21 protein-coding genes and 1 riboswitch are annotated in these 18071 nt (G+C 73.5%); of the genes, 6 read left to right on the forward strand and 15 right to left on the reverse strand.

Annotated features, from left to right (window positions below):
* Position 1 precedes the first annotated feature (1 nt).
* Genes carA through pyrR form a run of 5 tightly spaced genes read right to left on the reverse strand, consistent with a single transcriptional unit; the run spans position 2 to position 4632 of the window.
* The gene (gene carA, locus AB0P35_RS10810) at positions 2–1177 is read right to left on the reverse strand and encodes a glutamine-hydrolyzing carbamoyl-phosphate synthase small subunit (protein WP_363509274.1); all 1176 of its coding nucleotides are present in this window, start codon (positions 1175–1177) and stop codon (positions 2–4) included.
* A complete protein-coding gene (locus AB0P35_RS10815; RefSeq protein WP_363509277.1) occupies positions 1174–1734 on the reverse strand; it encodes a hypothetical protein in 561 nt (186 codons plus the stop codon). Before AB0P35_RS10815 ends, carA begins: the two co-directional genes overlap by 4 nt.
* Positions 1731–3035, reverse strand: coding sequence for a dihydroorotase (locus AB0P35_RS10820; RefSeq protein WP_095871910.1), 1305 nt, complete (start codon positions 3033–3035; stop codon positions 1731–1733). Before AB0P35_RS10820 ends, AB0P35_RS10815 begins: the two co-directional genes overlap by 4 nt.
* Positions 3032–4012: an aspartate carbamoyltransferase catalytic subunit gene (locus tag AB0P35_RS10825; protein ID WP_363509280.1), complete on the reverse strand. Its 981-nt coding sequence runs from the start codon at positions 4010–4012 to the stop codon at positions 3032–3034. The genes AB0P35_RS10820 and AB0P35_RS10825 overlap by 4 nt, the downstream gene beginning before the upstream one ends.
* A 5-nt stretch (positions 4013–4017) precedes the next feature.
* Entirely contained in the window at positions 4018–4632 is a 615-nt protein-coding gene (gene pyrR, locus AB0P35_RS10830; RefSeq protein WP_095871912.1) for a bifunctional pyr operon transcriptional regulator/uracil phosphoribosyltransferase PyrR, read from the reverse strand.
* Positions 4633–4993: 361 nt separating this feature from the next.
* Between pyrR and AB0P35_RS10835 the strand changes: the two genes are divergently transcribed.
* Entirely contained in the window at positions 4994–5497 is a 504-nt protein-coding gene (locus AB0P35_RS10835; RefSeq protein ID WP_014134541.1) for a transcriptional regulator, read from the forward strand.
* A 105-nt stretch (positions 5498–5602) separates the two neighbouring features.
* Here the strand turns inward: AB0P35_RS10835 and AB0P35_RS10840 are convergent, their stop codons facing one another.
* The 5 genes from AB0P35_RS10840 to AB0P35_RS10860 form a co-directional block, all read right to left on the reverse strand.
* Complete coding sequence (locus tag AB0P35_RS10840) at positions 5603–6463, reverse strand: hypothetical protein (protein WP_363509283.1); 861 nt, start codon at positions 6461–6463, stop codon at positions 5603–5605.
* 365 nt (positions 6464–6828) lie between these two features.
* A complete protein-coding gene (locus AB0P35_RS10845; protein ID WP_363509286.1) occupies positions 6829–7653 on the reverse strand; it encodes a thioesterase family protein in 825 nt (274 codons plus the stop codon).
* Between the two features lie 121 nt (positions 7654–7774).
* Positions 7775–8215 carry a transcription antitermination factor NusB gene (gene nusB / locus AB0P35_RS10850; RefSeq protein WP_095871915.1) on the reverse strand — a complete coding sequence of 147 codons (441 nt, stop codon included), beginning with the start codon at positions 8213–8215 and terminating at the stop codon, positions 7775–7777.
* 2 nt (positions 8216–8217) lie between these two features.
* Entirely contained in the window at positions 8218–8781 is a 564-nt protein-coding gene (efp, locus tag AB0P35_RS10855; RefSeq protein WP_095871916.1) for an elongation factor P, read from the reverse strand.
* A gap of 65 nt (positions 8782–8846) precedes the next feature.
* Positions 8847–9953, reverse strand: a complete 1107-nt coding sequence (locus AB0P35_RS10860) for an aminopeptidase P family protein (RefSeq protein ID WP_095871917.1) — start codon at positions 9951–9953, stop codon at positions 8847–8849.
* Between the two features lie 300 nt (positions 9954–10253).
* On the opposite strand from AB0P35_RS10860, the gene rpmG reads away from it, so the two are divergent.
* Positions 10254–10418: a 50S ribosomal protein L33 gene (rpmG, locus tag AB0P35_RS10865; RefSeq protein ID WP_095871918.1), complete on the forward strand. Its 165-nt coding sequence runs from the start codon at positions 10254–10256 to the stop codon at positions 10416–10418.
* 47 nt (positions 10419–10465) lie between these two features.
* Entirely contained in the window at positions 10466–10711 is a 246-nt protein-coding gene (locus AB0P35_RS10870) for a type B 50S ribosomal protein L31 (RefSeq protein WP_095871919.1), read from the forward strand.
* Positions 10712–10785: 74 nt separating this feature from the next.
* Here AB0P35_RS10870 and AB0P35_RS10875 read toward each other — a convergent pair whose 3' ends face one another.
* Positions 10786–11361 carry a helix-turn-helix domain-containing protein gene (locus AB0P35_RS10875; RefSeq protein ID WP_095871920.1) on the reverse strand — a complete coding sequence of 192 codons (576 nt, stop codon included), beginning with the start codon at positions 11359–11361 and terminating at the stop codon, positions 10786–10788.
* 101 nt (positions 11362–11462) lie between these two features.
* Between AB0P35_RS10875 and AB0P35_RS10880 the strand changes: the two genes are divergently transcribed.
* Positions 11463–12320, forward strand: a complete 858-nt coding sequence (locus AB0P35_RS10880; RefSeq protein ID WP_363509388.1) for a DMT family transporter — start codon at positions 11463–11465, stop codon at positions 12318–12320.
* Positions 12321–12360: 40 nt separating this feature from the next.
* Here AB0P35_RS10880 and AB0P35_RS10885 read toward each other — a convergent pair whose 3' ends face one another.
* Positions 12361–13476 carry a HoxN/HupN/NixA family nickel/cobalt transporter gene (locus AB0P35_RS10885; protein WP_363509391.1) on the reverse strand — a complete coding sequence of 372 codons (1116 nt, stop codon included), beginning with the start codon at positions 13474–13476 and terminating at the stop codon, positions 12361–12363.
* Positions 13477–13505: 29 nt separating this feature from the next.
* Positions 13506–13712, reverse strand: a riboswitch (cobalamin riboswitch).
* Positions 13713–13794: 82 nt separating this feature from the next.
* Here AB0P35_RS10885 and AB0P35_RS10890 point away from each other — a divergent pair.
* The gene (locus AB0P35_RS10890; protein WP_095871922.1) at positions 13795–14157 is read left to right on the forward strand and encodes a metalloregulator ArsR/SmtB family transcription factor; all 363 of its coding nucleotides are present in this window, start codon (positions 13795–13797) and stop codon (positions 14155–14157) included.
* A 166-nt stretch (positions 14158–14323) separates the two neighbouring features.
* On the forward strand, positions 14324–15370 hold the full coding sequence (locus tag AB0P35_RS10895; RefSeq protein WP_363509293.1) for a phosphatidylinositol-specific phospholipase C domain-containing protein: 1047 nt from the start codon (positions 14324–14326) through the stop codon (positions 15368–15370).
* 51 nt (positions 15371–15421) lie between these two features.
* Here AB0P35_RS10895 and AB0P35_RS10900 read toward each other — a convergent pair whose 3' ends face one another.
* The 3 genes from AB0P35_RS10900 to AB0P35_RS10910 all read right to left on the reverse strand — a co-directional run bounded on the left by AB0P35_RS10900 (position 15422) and on the right by AB0P35_RS10910 (position 17987).
* Positions 15422–16228: a DNA-formamidopyrimidine glycosylase family protein gene (locus tag AB0P35_RS10900; protein WP_363509296.1), complete on the reverse strand. Its 807-nt coding sequence runs from the start codon at positions 16226–16228 to the stop codon at positions 15422–15424.
* A gap of 92 nt (positions 16229–16320) precedes the next feature.
* The gene (locus AB0P35_RS10905; RefSeq protein ID WP_363509299.1) at positions 16321–17205 is read right to left on the reverse strand and encodes an RNA-binding protein; all 885 of its coding nucleotides are present in this window, start codon (positions 17203–17205) and stop codon (positions 16321–16323) included.
* Positions 17202–17987, reverse strand: a complete 786-nt coding sequence (locus AB0P35_RS10910) for an AAA family ATPase (RefSeq protein ID WP_363509302.1) — start codon at positions 17985–17987, stop codon at positions 17202–17204. Before AB0P35_RS10910 ends, AB0P35_RS10905 begins: the two co-directional genes overlap by 4 nt.
* Positions 17988–18071: the final 84 nt, after the last annotated feature.

Here is an 18071-nt window from a genome sequence, read left to right on the forward strand (position 1 = left end):
GTCAGCTCCCTGCGGTGGTACGGGCCGGGGCAGCGGCCATCAGGTCAACGAAGCGGTCGAAGAGGTACGCGGCGTCGTGCGGGCCGGCCGCGGCCTCCGGGTGGTACTGCACCGAGAAGGCGGGCACGTCCAGCGCCTGCAGGCCCTCGACCACGTCGTCGTTGAGGCAGACGTGGGAGACCTCGACGCGGCCGAACGGGGTCTCGCTGACCTTGTCCAGCGGCGCGTTCACGGCGAAGCCGTGGTTGTGCGCGGTGACCTCGACCTTGCCGGTGGTGCGGTCCTGCACCGGCTGGTTGATGCCGCGGTGGCCGTACTTCAGCTTGTAGGTGCCGAAGCCCAGCGCGCGGCCGAGGATCTGGTTGCCGAAGCAGATGCCGAAGAACGGGGTCCTGCGCTCGAGCACGCCGCGGGCCACGGCGACCTGGTGGTCGGCGGTGGCCGGGTCGCCCGGGCCGTTGGAGAAGAAGACGCCGTCGGGGTTCACCGCGTACACGTCGTCGATGGTGGCGTTCGCGGGCAGCACGTGCACCTCGATGCCGCGCTCGGCCATCCGCTGCGGGGTCATCGCCTTGATGCCGAGGTCGAGGGCGGCGACGGTGAACCTCTTCTCGCCGATCGCCGGGACGACGTAGGGCTCGGTGGTGGCGACCTCGGCGCACAGGTCGGCGCCCTTCATCTCGGGCGCCTCCAGCACCCGGGCGAGCAGCGCCTGCTCGTCGGCGAGCGCCGGGCCGGAGAAGATGCCGACGCGCATCGCGCCGCGCTCGCGCAGGTGGCGGGTGAGCGCGCGGGTGTCGATGCCGCTGATGCCGACGACGCCCTGGGCGGCGAGCTCGTCGTCCAGCGAGCGGCGCGAGCGCCAGTTGGAGGCGACCCGGGCGGGGTCGCGGACGACGTAGCCGGCGACCCAGATCTGCTTGGACTCGTCGTCCTCGTCGTTCCAGCCGGTGTTGCCGATCTGCGGGGCGGTCATCACGACGACCTGGCGGTGGTACGACGGGTCGGTCAGGGTCTCCTGGTAGCCGGACATGCCGGTGTTGAAGACCGCCTCGCCGAAGGTCTCGCCGACGGCGCCGTACGCCTGGCCGCGGAACGTCCGGCCGTCCTCCAGGATGAGCACGGCGGGCACTCGCTCCCGCCTGGTGCGAGGCGTGGTGGGGGCAGGTGCGGTCATGTGGCGGCCTCTTCCGTCTTCTTCGTCTTCGTTCGTTCGATCAGAGCCTCGACCGCCTCGACCCAGGCGGTGTGCTCGTCGGGGTGGTCGGCCCGGAAGCCCGAGTCCAGGGCGGTGCCCCCCAGGTCCCAGGTGACGACCAGCAGCCCGGCGGGGACGACCTTCCCCGCGATGCCCGAGTCACGCCGGGCGCCGGTGAGCGCCGCGGCGGGGATCCACAGGTCCTCGTCGCCGGGGCGGCGGACCAGGAGCCCTTGCTCGGTGAGGGTCAGCTCGGCCAGGCTGCGGGTGCCGAGGCCGTGCGCGACGACCCGGTCCAGCCAGTTCCCGGCCGTGGTGGAGCCGTGGTAGCGGCCCTCGGTGTGCAGCAGCGGCGCCCCGGGGTCGTCGGGGACGGCGGGCGGCGACGGCAGCTCGGACTGCAGCGTCCGGCGCCAGTTCCAGCCCTGCCGCATCAGCCAGTACACCAGCGCGATCAGGATCAGCAGCCCGACCGTCCAGCCGATGTAGCCGGGCCAGTTGGTGACGTGGGCCTGCTCGGCGGCGAGCCCGGTCACGCCAGCCCGTCCCGGTCGGCGAGCTCGCCGGCCAGCACGGTGGCGCGGCCGCGGAGGAAGGTCGCGTGCACGCGTCCGGGCAGGTCGAGGCCACGGTAGGGGGTGTTTCGGCTGCGGGTGGCGAAGCTCTCGGGATCCACGGCACCACGGTACGCGGGATCGAAGAGCACCAGGTTCGCCGGCTCACCCACCGAGATCGGGCGACCCTGCCCGGTGAGACGGCCGATCCGGGCCGGGCGGGACGACATGCGGTCGGCGACGCCCTCCCAGTTCAGCAGGCCGGTGTCCACCATCGTCTGCTGGACGACCGAGAGCGCCGTCTCCAGGCCGACCATGCCCATCGCGGCGACCGCCCACTCGCAGTCCTTGTCCTCCGCGGGGTGCGGGGCGTGGTCGGTGGCGACCGCGTCGATGGTGCCGTCGGCGAGCGCGGCGCGCAGCGCCTCCACGTCCGCGGCGGTGCGCAGCGGCGGGTTGACCTTGTAGACCGGGTCGTAGGTGCGCACCAGCTCGTCGGTGAGCAGCAGGTGGTGCGGGGTGACCTCGGCGGTGACGTTCCAGCCCTTGGCCTTGGCCCAGCGGATGATCTCGACCGAGCCGGCCGTGGAGACGTGGCAGACGTGCAGGCGGGAGCCGACGTGCGCGGCGAGCAGCACGTCGCGGGCGATGATCGACTCCTCGGCGACGGCCGGCCAGCCGCCGAGCCCGAGCTCGCCGGAGACCTGGCCCTCGTTCATCTGGGCGCCCTCGGTGAGCCGGGGCTCCTGGGCGTGCTGGGCGACGACGCCGTCGAAGGCCTTCACGTACTCCAGGGCGCGGCGCATGATGACCGCGTCGTCGACGCACTTGCCGTCGTCGGAGAAGACCCGCACGCCGGCGGCGGAGTCGTGCATGGCGCCGAGCTCGGCGAGCTTCTTGCCCTCCAGGCCGACGGTGACGGCGCCGACCGGCTGGACGTCGCAGTAGCCGGACTCCTGGCCGAGCCGCCAGACCTGCTCGACGACGCCGGCGGTGTCGGCGACCGGGAAGGTGTTGGCCATCGCGTGGACGGTGGTGTAGCCGCCCTTGGCGGCGGCCTGGGTGCCGGTGAGGACGGTCTCGGCGTCCTCACGGCCGGGCTCGCGCAGGTGGGTGTGCAGGTCGACCAGGCCCGGCAGGGCGATCAGGCCGTGCGCGTCGATGTCGACGTCCGCCTCGACGGTCAGACCCTCGCCGATCTCGCGGACCACGCCGTCCGCGATGTGGATGTCCTTGGGGGCGCCGCCGAGGATCTGGGCGTTGCGGATCAGGTAGCTGGTCACTGGGCGGTCTCCGAGGAGTCGGTGGTGCGGGGGCTGTCGGCGAGGGTGGCACCGCCGAGCAGCAGGTAGAGGACGGCCATCCGGACGGAGACGCCGTTGGCGACCTGCTCGACCACGGTGCAGCGCGGCGAGTCGGCGACCTCGGCGGTGATCTCCATGCCGCGGACCATCGGGCCAGGGTGCATGACGATGGCGTGCTCGGGGAGCTGGGCCATGCGGAGGCCGTCCATGCCGTAGCGGCGGGAGTACTCGCGCTCGGTGGGGAAGAAGGCGGCGTTCATCCGCTCGCGCTGGACGCGGAGCATCATCAGCGCGTCGGTCTTCGGCAGCACGGCGTCGAGGTCGTAGCTGACCTGGCAGGGCCAGTTCTCGATGCCGATCGGCACCAGGGTGGGCGGGGCGACGAAGGTGACCTCGGCGCCGAGCGTCGTCAGCAGGTGCACGTTGGAGCGGGCGACCCGGCTGTGCAGGACGTCGCCGACGATGGTGACCCGGCGGCCGGCGAGGTCGCGGCCGAGGCCCGGGTTGAGGTGGCGGCGCATGGTGAAGGCGTCGAGCAGGGCCTGGGTGGGGTGCTCGTGGGTGCCGTCGCCGGCGTTGATGACGCTGCCGTGCAGCCACTCGGACTGGGCGAGCCGGGCCGGCGCGCCGGAGGCGTGGTGCCGGATGACGACGGCGTCGGCGCCCATGGCCTGCAGGGTGAGCGCGGTGTCCTTGAGGCTCTCGCCCTTGGAGACCGAGGAGCCCTTGGCGGAGAAGTTGATGACGTCCGCGGACAGCCGCTTCTCGGCGACCTCGAAGGAGGTCTTGGTGCGGGTCGAGTCCTCGAAGAAGAGGTTGACGACGGTGCGGCCGCGCAGGGTCGGCAGCTTCTTGACGGCCCGCCCGGAGAGCTGGGCGAGCTCCTCGGCGGTGTCCAGGATGAGCAGGGCGTCGTCGCGGGCGAGGTCGGCGGTGGAGACGAGGTGGCGCTTCACGCGGGTCACTCCGGAAGGTGCGGGGAGGCGGCGAGCGCCTGGGTGGAACGGGCCGCGTAGTCGCGGTCGCCGACGAGGACGGCGTCCCGGCCGTCGCTGTCGGCGAGCTGGACCTGGACGGCCTCACGCAGCGAGGTGGGCAGGTTCTTGCCCACGTAGTCGGCGCGGATGGGCAGCTCGCGGTGGCCGCGATCGACCAGGACGGCGAGCTGGACGGCGCGCGGGCGGCCGATGTCGCTGAGGGCGTCGAGCGCGGCGCGGATGGTGCGGCCGGAGAAGAGCACGTCGTCGACGAGGATGACCAGCTTGCCGTCGATGCCGGAGGACGGGATCTCGGTGTGCTCCAGCGCGCGGGCGGGCTTCAGCCGCAGGTCGTCCCGGTACATCGTGATGTCCAGGGTGCCGAGCGGGATCTCGCGGCCGGTGATCTGGGTGAGCCTGGCGTGCAGCCGGCGGGCCAGGTGGACGCCGCGGGTGTGGATGCCGAGGAGCACGACGTCCTCGGCGCCCTTGGCGCGCTCCACGATCTCGTGGGCGATCCGGGTGACGACCCGGGCGATGTCGGTGGCGTCCAGCACCTGGTGGGGCGGGCGCGGCGCGGTGGTTCCGTCTGTGGTCATGCCGAAGCGGACCTCCTTCCCCGCCTCACAGGACGGGTCTTAAAGGATGTCTGGGATTGGCGCCCGGCGCACCGGGGCCGTGCCCATGCTATCAGTGCGGCCCCGGCTCCCCGGGAAGGCGCCGTTCCGTTTGGTGTCCTCGCAGGTCAACCGAGGTAGTGGGGCCCGGCCGGCGCCCCGGGGGAGCACTATTCGCACGACTGCCCCATTCGGCTTGACGCGACTACCTCACTCTACGTAACCTCACAGTGAGTTACGGGACCGGCGCCGCACCCACCGGTTCGGGCGACCGGTCCGCGGTCACCACCCGCGCTCTCGTGGCTCTTCACTGCACGCGAAGCAATATTGTCCGGGGAGATCAATGTCCAGCGACTACGCGAAGCAGCTCGGGGCCAAGCTCCGGGCCATCCGCACTCAGCAGGGTCTCTCCCTGCACGGCGTCGAGGAGAAGTCCCAGGGTCGCTGGAAGGCCGTCGTCGTCGGTTCCTACGAGCGCGGCGACCGCGCCGTGACCGTCCAGCGCCTCGCCGAGCTGGCGGAGTTCTACGGCGTGCCGGTGCAGGAGCTGCTGCCCGGCGGCACTCCGGGCGGTGCGGCCGAGCCGCCGCCGCGCCTGGTCCTCGACCTGGAGAGACTGACCCAGGTCCCGTCCGAGAAGGCCGGCCCGCTGCAGCGCTACGCGGCCACCATCCAGAGCCAGCGCGGCGACTACAACGGCAAGGTGCTGTCGATCCGCCAGGACGACCTGCGCACCCTGGCCGTGATCTACGACCAGTCGCCGTCCATCCTCACCGAGCAGCTGATCAGCTGGGGCGTGCTGAACCCGGACGCGCGCCGCGCCGTCCGCGAGGAAGACGCCGGCTGATCTCCCTCTCCTTGCAGAAACGTCACGGCGGGGCGTGCGGCAGTGACCGCGCGCCCCGCCGCGGTCCGTCCGGGGCCGCCGCTGCGGCCCCCGGCACCGACCGGGTCAGCACACCGAGCCCAGGCTGAATCCGGGCTCCGCCCGCACGTCGTCCAGCTCGACCGCCGCCGGCGCATAGCCGCCGCCCTCGCTCTGCCAGGCCCACGCCACCGGCCGGTACTCGCCGCAGGCCCCGGCCGCCCCCTGCGAGCCGTGCAGCAGCGCCGCACCCGGCAGCTCCCGGTACAGGCCGGCGCAGAGCACGGCGCAGACCAGGTCGAGGTCCTCGTCGTTGATCCGCACCACCCCGTCCTCCCAGTGCAGGATCCGGGCCTCCGCCTCCAGCCGCCCGCCCGGCGCCTCCACCGCGCACAGGAACCGGTACGCGCCGAACCCGGCGCCGACCAGCATCCGGCGGAACAGCTCGGCGCCCCGCTGGTGCGCCTGCCGGACCAGCGGCCCCGCCTCCGCCCCGCCGTCACCGTCGTCCAGCAGCAGCTCGACATGACGCAGCGTCAGTCCGCTCTCCCGCGCACGGATCAGCCGCGGCACGAAGTCCCCGACCAGCTCCTCGCCCTGGTAGGGCAGCAGTTGGGTCTGCAGCGGCGGGTTCACCAGGTACTTGTCGCGGGCCGCCTGCCCGGCCGGGTCGAGGCGGTGCAGCAGGCAGAAGTCGGCGAAGTCGGCGATGTGGAACATCCGGGCCTGCACGGTCGCGTAGCTGCGGCGGGCGTCGGCCAGCAGGACGGCGGTGTCCAGCAGGTAGCTGTCGTAGTCCGTGGCATCGGTGAGGTGCCAGGCGCGGGCCCGCTCGAAGTCCTCGGCGCTGGTGAGGATGCCCGTCACGAAGGCCTCCTCACCGCGCGGCCGGGCGGCGGCGTTGGCGGTGCAGCGGGACGGCCGGGGGGCGCGGGGGTTGCGGGACATCGTCGACTCCTGCGGGGCGGTGCGGTCGGTCGACCCTGTCCTCCCCACCCCCGACAGCCGCACACGCACCGGTTGTCACAGCCCTGTAACTGAAAGCAACCACGGTCCGTACAGGGCGCGGCCGGCTCCGCAGCACGGGCCGGCCCGAGGCACCCGTCCGTGACGGGTCGCCCCCTCGCCGGCCGGCATGGCGGCCGGCGGCGGCGGACCGCCGACTCGTCGCCGTGCACACCGAACTGCACTGCCTCAGCGAGGAGTTGCGGATCGGCGACCGTCTTGCCGACCTGCTCCGGCAGGTGACCGGGCGATGACGGCCGTTGTGCCGCCGCCGGGTGGCTGGCCCGCACCCCCGAGGGGGCGCACCGTCAGGGGCGGGGGGCGCGGGCGAGTTGGCGGGACTGGGCGACCAGGCGGCCGGCCTCGTCCCAGATCTCGCAGTCCTCCTCGAAGTAGCCGCCGGCCAGGTTGCGGGTGGCGTGCGAGACCCGGAGCCAGCCGGGGACGGGCTTGGCACGGAGGTGGACGGTGAGTTCGACGGTGGGTGCCCAGCCGGGCAGGCCGAGGTCGAAGGTGACGGGCGGCAGGGCGTCCGCGACGAGCAGGAGCAGCAGGGGGTCGGGCTGCCGGCCGTCGGCGAGCCGGAACCAGCCCTGGATGCGGCCCTTCCGGGAGGGCTGTCCGAGGGCCCAGCCGATCGTCGCCGGGTCGAGCCGGAGGTCGAACCGCTCCAGCAGCGCGGCCTGTTCGATGAGCTGCGGCGGGGCGTGCTCGACGCCGATGCACTCGTCGGGCAGCGGCATGACGGGCGGCTGGGCGCTGGTGGCGACCTCCCCGTCGAGGGTGTCGAGGTCGCCGTAGGTGGCGAGGACGCGGAGCCGTTCCTGGCCGTCCTGGCTGAGCGAGGCGGTGCCGGTGGTCAGGGTGCGGCCGCGGCGGACGGTCTCGGTGCGGACGGTGGCCGGGCCGGGCCGGGAGGCGGAGAGGTAGTGGCCGCTGATGGAGAGCGGGTCCCGGTGCTCGCCGTGCGCGAGGGAGAGGGCGTGTCCGGCGACCGCGAGCAGCAGGCCGCCGTTGACGCCGCCGCCGATCTGCCAGCCGGCGCCGAGTTCGGCGTCGTAGCGGCCGGACTCCGCCGGGTGCGGGGTGAGCGCGATGCCCTGGTCGAACTCGCTGCGGGTCACGGTGGTCATGGGTGGTACGTCCTTCGCCTCAGACACTACTGGCGAGTAGCCTACGCCTCCGTACGGAACGCGCGAAGGCCGCCGGACCGATCGGTCCGGCGGCCTTTCACTGCGTCGGTGCGGGCGTCGCTCAGTCGCGGCGGATCTGCGGCTTGAGATCCATGAACCGGGCGAGCAGGCCGTTGACGAACGCCGGGGACTCGTCGGTGGAGTACTCCTTGGCGATCTCGACGGCCTCGTCCAGGACGACGGCGTCGGGGACGCCGTCCTCCCAGATCAGCTCGTACGCACCGATCCGCAGCACGTTGCGGTCCGCGATCGGCATCCGGTCGAGCGTCCAGCCCACGGCGTAGGTCGAGATCAGCTCGTCGATCCGGCGGGCGTGGTCGCTGTAGCCCTCGATGAGCTGCATCGTGTACTCGCCGACCTGCGGGGTGGTCTCACCCGGCTTGGCCTCCCGAGCCCGGCCGACCCACTCGGCGAGGACGCGCTCGGGCGCGACTCCCCGGTGGTCCGCCTCGAAGAGGATCTGGAAGGCGCGAGTGCGGGCCTTGGTGCGCGCGTTGGACACGATTACTTGACCCGGCCGAGGTAGCTGCCGTCGCGGGTGTCGACCTTGACCTTCTCACCGGTGGTGACGAAGAGCGGGACCTGGATCTCGGCGCCGGTCTCCAGGGTGGCCGGCTTGGTGCCGCCGGTGGAGCGGTCGCCCTGGACGCCCGGCTCGGTCTCGGCGATGGTGAGCTCGACGGCGGCCGGGAGCTCGACGTACAGCGGGACGCCCTCGTTCTGGGCGACCAGGGCCTCGAAGCCCTCGAGCAGGTACTTGGCGGCGTCGCCGACGGTGGCGGAGTCGACCGGCACCTGGTCGTAGGTGTCCATGTCCATGAAGATGAAGGCGTCGCCGTCACGGTACGAGTACTGCATGGTGCGCTTGTCGACGTTCGCGGTCTCGACCTTGATACCGGCGTTGAAGGTCTTCTCGACGACCTTGCCGGTGAGGACCTCCTTCAGCTTGGTACGCACGAAGGCCGGGCCCTTGCCGGGCTTGACGTGCTGGAACTCGACGACGGACCAGAGCTTGCCGCCGTCCAGCTTGAGGACCATGCCGTTCTTGAGATCGTTCGTGGAAGCCACGGGCGCACTTACTCCTGATATAGCTGTCAAGGAACCAAGGGTGCGCGGCCGCGCCGCCGGGGCGGCTACAGCGCGAGGAGCTCCTTGGTGGTGATGGTGAGCAGCTCGGGCCCGCCCTCCTCGAGGGGGCGTACGACGAGCGTGTCCTCGATCCGGACCCCGCCCCGCCCAGGGAGGTGCACCCCCGGGCCGACGGTGACCGGCACGCGATTGTCCAGTTTACCCATGTCGGCGGGTCCCAGGCGCGGCGCCTCCCGGATCTCCAGGCCGATGCCGTGTCCGACCGGATGCGCAGGGCTGTCGGTGTGGCCCGCGGCCTGCAGCACCTCGCGGGCGGCCAGATCGGGTACGGACTCCGAGACGCCCGGGCCGAGCGCCTCTCGGCCGGCCCGCTGGGCGCGGAAGACCAGCCGGTGCAGCTCGACCTGCCAGGGGGCCGGGGCGGCGCCGATGACGAAGGTCCGCGCGGTGGAGACGCCGTATCCGCGGTAGCGGGCGCCGAGGACGACGGTGAGGAAGTCGCCCTCCTCGACCCGGCGGTCGGTGGGCTGGTGGGTCTCCAGGCCGGAGTGGCTGCCGGTGCCGACGGAGACCGGGAAGGCGGCGCGGTCGGCGCCGTGGTCGATCATCCGGCGCTCCAGCTCCATGGCCAGGTGCCGCTCGGTGCGTCCGACCAGGATCGACTCCAGCAGTTCGCTGAGCGCCTGGTCGGCGATCTCGGCGGCGATCCGCAGGTCGGCGATCTCGTGCTCGTCCTTGACGACGCGCATCCGTTCGACCGTGGTGCCGAGGTCGGCGAGCCGGATGCCCTCGGCGACGCCGGCGACGGCGCGGTGGCGCTTGACGGTGAGGTCGTGCTCCTCGACGGCGAGGTCGACGACCCGCAGGCGGCCGGCGGCCTCGGCGGCGGCCAGCGCGGTGTCGGTCTCGGCGGGCACCAGCAGCTGGGCGACGTCGGGCCCGAGCAGGTGCTCGCCGCCCTCCTCGGGCGGCAGGTCGTCGGGCAGCGTCAGCAGCGCCCGCTCGCGGGTGAGCAGCAGGCTGGCCCCGCACGGCGGGCAGCCGGTGAGGTAGCGGACGTTGGCGGCGCGGGTGACCAGGGCCGCATCGACCCCCGAGGCACTGCAGTGCTCCCTGAGGCGCTCCCGCCGCGCCGCGTACGCATCGGACATGCCACGAGCCTACGAACTGCGGACGGCCCGCGCCCGTCGAGCCGGGCAGGCGGCCCTGTGCGGGCCGAAAGGGCGCGGCGCGGGCAGCGGGAGGGCGCGTTCCGGGCGGCGGGCGCGGGGGGCGCGCCGGTCGGGGCCGTTCGGGCCAGCCGGTCGGGCCGGTCGGGCCGGTCGGGCCGGTCGGGCCGGTCGGGCCGGTCGGGAATGGAACGGGGGTGGGTCGCGTTGGAGCCCAGTGAAAACGACATCCGTTTCGGACATCGAGTCCGGGACGGGGTCTGTACCACCGAGGAGGAGCAGATGGCCCGCAGCGAACTGCGCCCGGTCGTCCGGCTGACGTCGACCGCCGGCACCGGATTCACCTATGTGACGCGCAAGAGCCGCCGCAACGACCCGGACCGCCTGGTGCTGCGCAAGTACGACCCGGTCGCGCGGCAGCACGTGGCGTTCCGCGAGGCGCGCTGACCCCGCGCCGAGACACTCCCCCCGTCGACCCCCGAAGGAGCAGCCCCATGAAGCACGGCATCCACCCCGCCTACCGTCCGGTCGTCTTCCGCGACAAGGCCGCAGGCCTGGCCTTCCTCACCCGCTCCACGCTGGACTCCGCGTCCACGGTGGTCTGGGAGGACGGCACCGTCCGTCCGGTGGTCGACGTGGAGACCTCCTCGGCGAGCCACCCCGTCTGGACCGGGCGCGCCCGGGTGCTGGACCAGGCCGGCCGGATCGAGCAGTACCGGCGCCGGTACGGCCGCGACTGACCGCGACCGGCGGCACCGCACGGCGCCCCCCCTTCCGCACGGAAGGGGGGGCGCCGTCGCGTTCCCGGGCGGGCTCAGCGCGGGGGCGGCGGCACCGAGACGACGAGGGTGAGCCGGACGGGCACCTCGCCGTCGTTGCGGTAGCCGTGCGCGGTGGCGGCCTCGTAGGAGGCGGTGGAGCCGGCCGGCACCAGGTGGTCGCGGCCGTCCAGGGTGAGGGTGAGTTCGCCCTCCTCGACCCGGGCGATCTCCACGGTGCCGACGGGGTGCGGGTCGGAGCCGTGCCCCTCGCCCGGCAGGATCAGCCACTCCCAGAGCTCCAGCGGGCCGGGCGCCTCGATGCCGTTGAGCAGCACCCCGGTGCCGCCCTTGGCGCCGGCCCACAGCTGCACCGCCTCGGCGTCCGACACGATCCGCACGGTGGAGGTCTCGTCGTAGTCGAGCAGCCGGGCGATCGAGACGCCGAGGGCGTCGGCGAGCCGGACGACCGTGCCGACGCTGGGGTTGGTCCGCCCCTGCTCGATCTGCACGATCATGCCGCGGCTCACCCCTGAGCGGGCGGCGAGCGCATCGAGGGTGTGGCCGCGGTCGGCGCGCAGCCGCTTGAGGTTGCGGGCCAGGGCCTGGGTGATCAGGTCGGGGTCGGGCATGTCAGTGTCAGTCCAATGAATTGATTCGTCCGGTTCACTCTGTTGACCTAAGCTGCTGGGGCACGACGAGTCCACTCGACCGTACTCCGGAGTCCATTGTGTTGTCCCAGATCCTCGCTCTCACCGCCAGCCTGCTCTGGGGCATGGCCGACTACGGCGGCGGCGCTCTGACCCGCCGGCTGCCCGCGCTGACCGTCGTGGTGGCCTCGCAGGCCGCCGCGGCGCTGCTGCTCGTCCCGGCCGTGCTCGTGACCGGCGGCCCGGGCGTGTCCGGCGCCGGCCTCTGGTACGCGGTGGCGGCGGGCGTGATCGGGCCGTTCGCGATCCTGGCCTTCTACCGGGCGCTGTCGCTCGGGCCGATGGGCGTGGTCTCGCCGCTCGCGACCGTCGGTGTCGCGGTGCCGGTGGGCGTCGGCCTGCTGCTCGGGGAGCGCCCGGGGCCGGCGCAGGCCGCCGGGATCGCGGTCGCCGTGCTCGGGGTCGCCCTCGCGGGCGGGCCGCGGCGCGGCGGCGGCGCGGTGACGGCTCGGGTCCTGGTGCTCACCCTGGGGGCGGCCGTCGGCATGGGCACCGTGATGGCGCTGATCGCCCAGGCCTCCGCCGGCGGAGGGCTGCTGTCCGTGCTGTGCGTGCAGCGGCTGTGCAACGTGGCGGTGGGCGGCGCCGTCCTGCTGGCCGCGCGGCGCGGTCGCCCGTCGGCCGGGGCCGGCGGGGCGGGCGGCGTGCTGCGCGGCCTGCCCGCACTGACCGCGGTCGGGGTGGCCGACGTCGCCGCCAACGCGGCCTTCGCCGCGGCCTCGCACCGCGGCTCGGTGGCCGTGGCCGCCGTGCTGGCCTCGCTCTACCCGGTGGTCACCGCGGTGATGGCCCGCGGGCTGCTCAAGGAGCGGCTGCGGCGCGTCCAGGTGCTCGGCGCGGGCCTCGCGGTGGCCGGCACGCTGCTGCTGGCGGCGGGCTGACGCCCCGTCCGCCGCCCGGCGCTGCGGGCGGCCCGCCATGTCAGGCCGCCCGCTCGGGCGCCCAGCGCTTCTCCACCCCGGCGATCCGCCAGTAGCCGATCGCCGCCGCCCAGACCACCACGAAGAGACCGACGATGACGAAGCCCACGTTGTCCAGGCTGAGTCCGGCGATCCAGCCGGTCACCGGGTCGGCGAGGCCGAGCTTGTCGTGCAGCACGGCGACCAGCTCGATGGTGCCGATGACGAAGGCCACCGCGATCGACAGGCCGGTGATGGCGAGGTTGTAGAAGACCTTGCGGACGGGGTTGGAGAACGCCCACTGGTAGGCGAAGTTCATGAACGTGCCGTCCAGGGTGTCGAACAGGCTCATGCCGGCGGCGAACAGCAGCGGCAGGCAGACGATCGCGTACCAGGGCAGGCCGGCCGCGGCGCCCGAGCCGGCCATCACCATCAGCGTCACCTCAGTGGCGGTGTCGAAGCCCAGTCCGAGGACCATGCCGACCGGGAACATCTGGCCCGGCCGGGAGATCGAGCGGGTGGCGCGGCGCAGGACGCGGTTCATCAGTCCGCGCGAGTCGAGCTGCCGTTCCAGCTCCGCCTCGTCGTAGGAGCCGGCCCGCATCGCCCGGAAGACCCGCAGGATGCCGAGCAGCGCTGCCAGGTTGAGCGCGGCGATGAGGTAGAGGAAGGCGCCGGAGGCGGTGGTGCCGATGGCGCCCAGCACCTGGTGGGCGGTCGACCCGTCGTCCATCAGCACCCCGGCGAGCTGGGCGCCGCCCGCGACCAGGGCGGCCATCAGCACCACCATCGAGGAGTGCCCGAGGGCGAACCAGAAGCCCACCGAGACCGGGCGCCGGCCGTCCGCCATCAGCTTGCGGGTGGTGTTGTCGATCACCGCGATGTGGTCGGCGTCGAAGGCGTGCCGCATGCCCAGGGTGTAGGCGGTGATGCCGAGTCCGGCGCCGAACACCTGGGTGCCGACCTCGTACCGCTCCGGGACGACCAGCAGGAACAGGGTGCCGAAGGCCGCCACGTGCATCGCCAGGATGACGGCCAGCAGGCCGGCCGTGCGAAGGGTGTCCTCCCGCCGCCAGCGGAAGGCGGGCAGGCCGGGGGCGGTCGGCGGCGCGGCCGTACCGGTGGCGGGCAGGGTCATGCGGTTCACGCTCCAGCACCTCGTGGAATGACGTCGTGAGGTGCCGTGGCCGGTCTCCTGGCTCACGGGGAGGTTCCTGTGGTGCCCGTACCCGGCCTTCCCGGGCGCGCTCCGGCGCCCAGTGACCCGCGAGGGGTACGGATTGACTCCCCGTTCACAGTGGCGAGGGCCGCTCCGGACTCGGACCCGCAGGTCCTGCACCGGTCTTCCCGAGCACCACGGCTGTTCCACCGTAGAGGTGACGGAGCGACAGCTGCAAGCCTGCAGACCTGCGCAGGTGTCGCAGATCACGGCCGGACGGCCTGCGAGAATGCCGCCATGCACCTCGTCCCTGCCGACCGCGTCGGCCAGCGCAGCATCGACGGCCACCGGGTCTGCGAGGCGATCGCCGGGATCGGCGACACCGGGCAGGTCCGGGCCTGGGCCGAGCGGTTCGGCCTGCTCGCCGACCCGGGGCGGCTCTCCCTGCTGCTCGCGCTGCACACCACCGGGCCGCTCGCCGTCACCGATCTGGCGCTGGCGACCGGGATGCGCGATCCGGCGGTCTCCCAGGCGCTGCGGCTGCTGCGCGCGGCGGGTGTGGTCGAGGGCGAGCGGGACGGGCGGGTGGTCCGCTACCGGCTGACCGACCCGGCGGTCGCGGAGGTCCTGGAGCACGGCGTGCTGGGGCGGGCCGAATGAGCCCGCGCACGGAATGAGCTCTTCCTGACGATTTGTCAGCTCGACGGGGGGTCAGCTTCAGCCAAGTTTTCTTGTCATGTCACCTCGAAGCCGTTCCGGTGGCCCATGCTTCCGGAGGCGGTCCGTCCGGCCCGCCGTTCCCAGGCTCCTGACGAGGAGACACCCCTTGAAGCTTCGCCGTACGTTCGCCGTGGGGCTGCTGGCCGCGGCCGCCACCCTGCTCCCCGCGCACCAGTCCGGCGCCGCCACCGGCGGCGGGCTGCCGTTCGGTTCGGCCACCGCCGTCGGGATCCACAACACCTACGACCCGGCCGCCTTCCCCTTCCTCGCGCAGAGCCTGGACACCGGCACCGGCATGATCGAGCTGGACGTCTGGACGGACACCATCACCAAGGAGTGGAAGGTCAGCCACTCCAACCCGCTGGGCAACGCGAACAACTGCACCGCCGCCACCACCCCCGCCCAGCTGTACAGCGGTGGCGCCAACAAGAACCTCGAGTACTGCCTCGACGACCTGCGGATCTGGCTCGCCGCCCACCCGTCGAGCGGCCCGCTGATGGTCAAGCTGGAGCTCAAGGGCGGCTTCGCCGCCAACCGCGGCATGGGCCCGGCCCAGCTCGACAGCCTGATAGCCGCCCACCTCGGCAGCGCCGTCTTCCGCCCCGCCGACCTGCTCGCCAAGCCCGGCGGCGGCAGCTACCCGAACCTCGACGAGGCCGCGAAGGCCGGCAACTGGCCGAGCCGCGACGCGCTCGCCGGCCGCGTGCTGGTGGACGTCATCCCCGGCACCGTGGAGGAGGGCAACCCCTTCGACACCCTGCACACCGACGTCGAGTACAGCCGCTACCTGCGCGACCTCGCCGCCGCCGGCAAGGCCGGCCAGGCACAGGTCTTCCCGGTGGTGCACGGCGCCGTCTCCGGCGACCCGCGCAACGCCTACGGCGAGACGAGCATCCGGCCCTGGTTCGTGGTGTTCGACGGTGACGCCGCGGCCTACGTCGGCGGCATCGACACCGCCTGGTACGACGCCCGCCACTACCTGCTGGTGATGACGGACGCCCACAACGTGGCACCCGCCATCAGCTCCACCGACCCGACCGCCGAGCAGGCCCGCGCCCGGGTCGTCCAGCTCGCGGCCGCGCACGCCAGCATCGTCTCCAGCGACTGGCGCAAGCTGTCCCAGGTGCAGTCCCTGGTGCTGCCGCGCGGCTGACGCACCGTCCGCCCTGCCCGGCCGGCGCCCCGGCCGGGCAGGGCACCGCACTCAGCGCTGCTGGCAGCCGGGGCACCAGAACAGGTTGCGGGCGGCCAGCGACTCGGTGCGCACCGGCGTCTCGCAGACCAGGCAGGGCATGTCGGTGCGGCGGTAGACGTACACCTCGCCGCCGTGGTCGTCGACCCGCGGCGGGCGGCCCATCGCCTCCGGGGTGTGCTCCGGGCGGACGGTGTCGATCCGGCCGGCACCGGCCCCCTCGTGCATCAGCGCGACCAGGTCGGCCCAGATCGCGTCCCACTCGGCCCGGGTGACGTCCTTGCCGGCCCGGTGCGGGCTGATGCCCAGCCGGAACAGCACCTCGGCGCGGTAGACGTTGCCCACGCCGGCCAGCACCTTCTGGTCCATCAGCAGCGCGGCGACGGTGGTGGAGCTGCGGGACATCCGGCGCCAGGCGGCGCCCGGGTCCGCGTCGGGGCGCAGCGGGTCGGGGCCGAGCCGGGCGTGCACCGCCTGCTTCTCCCCCGGGCCGAGCAGCTCGCAGGTGTTGGGGCCGCGCAGGTCGGCCCAGCCGTCCTCGCCGGCCATCCGCAGCCGGACCTCGCCGACCGGCGGCGGGGCCTCGCCGGTGCCGAAGGTGAAGCCGCCGTACAGCCCGAGGTGGATGTGCAGCCAGTCGTCGCCGAAGCCGAGGAACAGGTGTTTGCCGTGGGCCTCGGCCTCGTCCAGCGGGCGGCCGTCCAGCCGCGCGGCGCCCTCGGCGAACCGGCCCTGCGGGCTGCTGACCTGCACCGGCCGGTCGGCGAACACCCGGTGGTTCTCGCGGGCGAGGCGGTGGATGATGTGGCCCTCGGGCACGGGCGTCAGCTCCTCTTCTGGTCCGTTTGCGGCCCCTCCATCATCCCAGCCGGCTGTGACAATCCGACCGCCCGCTCGCTCGGGTGGTCGGTTCAGGGGTGCGGCCGCAGGCGGGAGCGCACCACGCCGTCGGCATCGGGCATGACGGCGGTGAGCAGCGGGCGGGCGTCCTCGGGCAGGACGGCCGCGGCGCGGGCCGCATGCAGCAGCGGGACGAGCTCGGGGTGGTCCTCGCGGTACGCGGGTCGGCCGGTGAGGCGGCCGTCTGGCTGCTCCCACACGACCTGGGCGCCGTCCGTTCCGGCGAGAGCGGCGAGCGCCGCCTCGGGGGTGGTGAGGAGGTCGGGCCGGACGGTGAGTTCGGCACGCGGGAACACGGCTGCCCGCAGGGTGTCGACGGCGCCCGGGGTGATCCGGTGCCAGCGGGAGGCACCGGCCAGCCAGGTCTCTTGCAGCAGGGCAGGGGCTGCGGACGGCAGGGCCCGCCAGAAGGCGTCGTCGGCGGGCCGGGCCGGCCCGGTCGGGGGTTCGGGCTCGTACGGCGAGGCGTCGATGCGTTCGGGGAAGAGCCCGAGTGCGGCAGCCAGCGCGACGGGGGCGTCCACCGGCCCGGCCGTCCCGACGTAGACGTAGCGGTCGTAGCCGACGTGGACGAAGAAGCCGTCGGCCTCCAGGCGGCACCAGAGGCCGTCGTCCTCGCGGATCATCCCGCGGACCAGTTCGAGCGCGGTGTCCAGCGGCAGGCACAGCCCGTCGTGGTAGGCCTCAGGTTCGGCCAGGCCGTGGCCCTCGGGGTCGCGGATCTCCAGTCCGGCGACGCCGTGCGCCTCGGCGAAGGCGCGGACGACGGCGAGCTGGGCGGCCTCGACCGGTCCCTGGTCGCTGCTGTCGGACACCTCTCCGCGGTAGTGGCCGCGTTCGTCGCGGTCCGCCGGGTCGTAGGGGGTGATCCGGTGAACGGTGAGCGGGACGGTCACGGCCGGCCGGTGAGGCGGGACATGATGGCGCGGTCGAGGGCGGCGGCGGTGGCGGTGACGTCGAGCTGGGAGTTGTCGATGATGGGCAGGCCCGAGGTGCGCCAGCCGGCCATCCGGCCGTGGATGCGGGCGACCTCCTCGTCGCTGAGGCGGCGGTTGCCGCTGCGGCGGGCGTTGCGGGCGAGCACCGAGTCGAGGCCGGGCAGCAGGACGACCGGGATCATGCCGGGGCCGATGTGGCGCTTCCAGCCGCCGAGGCCGATCGCCGGGCGGTCCGGGAAGACGGCGTCGTCGATGATGCAGGAGATGCCGTTGGCCAGGTAGTTGCGGCAGGCGAAGCCGCAGGTCCGACGGGCCAGGCGGTACTGCGCCTCGGAGGCGTTGTTCCAGCCGGACTGCGGGTTGGCGAAGCCGGACTGCACCCACTCGCGGACGTCGTCGAGGCTGATGTGGGCGGTCGGCATCGGCTGCCGTTCCGCCCAGTGCCGGGCCACGGTGGTCTTGCCGGCGCCGGCCGGGCCGATCAGCAGGACGGCTATCGGGCCGGCGGGGAGCTGCTGCTGCGGCGGGTGCGCGGGCAGCTGGACGGGGGCACCGGCCGGCAGGACGAAGTGCCCGGTGGCGCCGGGCGGCACGCTCATGGCGGGTGCCGGGGGCGCGGCGGGCGCCGGCCCGGCGGGCTGCGGCTGCCGGATGGGCGGCTGCGGGTACGGCGGCTGTGTGACTCCCGGCGTTCCCCCCGGCCGGGCCGGGTACGGCGGCGCGACGGGTCGCGGAGGCATCGGTCCTCCCCCTGCGTACTGCGACATCGTCACCTCCCGACCGGGACACTACACGTCGGCCCGGTGGCGGGCACAGTCCGCCAC

Source organism: Kitasatospora sp. NPDC085879 (assembly GCF_040686255.1).
Classification (GTDB): Bacteria; Actinomycetota; Actinomycetes; order Streptomycetales; family Streptomycetaceae; genus Kitasatospora.

Bases quoted from the DNA above. Each gene is read 5' to 3' on its own strand.
- AB0P35_RS10885 (WP_363509391.1), bottom strand. From the start codon at position 13,476: ATGACCCTGCCCGCCACCGGTACGGCCGCGCCGCCGACCGCCCCCGGC.
- AB0P35_RS10840 (WP_363509283.1), bottom strand. From the start codon at position 6,463: ATGTCCCGCAACCCCCGCGCCCCCCGGCCGTCCCGCTGCACCGCCAAC.
- AB0P35_RS10870 (WP_095871919.1), top strand. From the start codon at position 10,466: ATGAAGCACGGCATCCACCCCGCCTACCGTCCGGTCGTCTTCCGCGAC.
- AB0P35_RS10860 (WP_095871917.1), bottom strand. From the start codon at position 9,953: ATGTCCGATGCGTACGCGGCGCGGCGGGAGCGCCTCAGGGAGCACTGC.
- AB0P35_RS10875 (WP_095871920.1), bottom strand. From the start codon at position 11,361: ATGCCCGACCCCGACCTGATCACCCAGGCCCTGGCCCGCAACCTCAAG.
- pyrR (WP_095871912.1), bottom strand. From the start codon at position 4,632: ATGACCACAGACGGAACCACCGCGCCGCGCCCGCCCCACCAGGTGCTG.
- carA (WP_363509274.1), bottom strand. From the start codon at position 1,177: ATGACCGCACCTGCCCCCACCACGCCTCGCACCAGGCGGGAGCGAGTG.
- AB0P35_RS10890 (WP_095871922.1), top strand. From the start codon at position 13,795: ATGCACCTCGTCCCTGCCGACCGCGTCGGCCAGCGCAGCATCGACGGC.
- rpmG (WP_095871918.1), top strand. From the start codon at position 10,254: ATGGCCCGCAGCGAACTGCGCCCGGTCGTCCGGCTGACGTCGACCGCC.
- AB0P35_RS10835 (WP_014134541.1), top strand. From the start codon at position 4,994: ATGTCCAGCGACTACGCGAAGCAGCTCGGGGCCAAGCTCCGGGCCATC.
- AB0P35_RS10845 (WP_363509286.1), bottom strand. From the start codon at position 7,653: ATGACCACCGTGACCCGCAGCGAGTTCGACCAGGGCATCGCGCTCACC.
- AB0P35_RS10910 (WP_363509302.1), bottom strand. From the start codon at position 17,987: ATGCCTCCGCGACCCGTCGCGCCGCCGTACCCGGCCCGGCCGGGGGGA.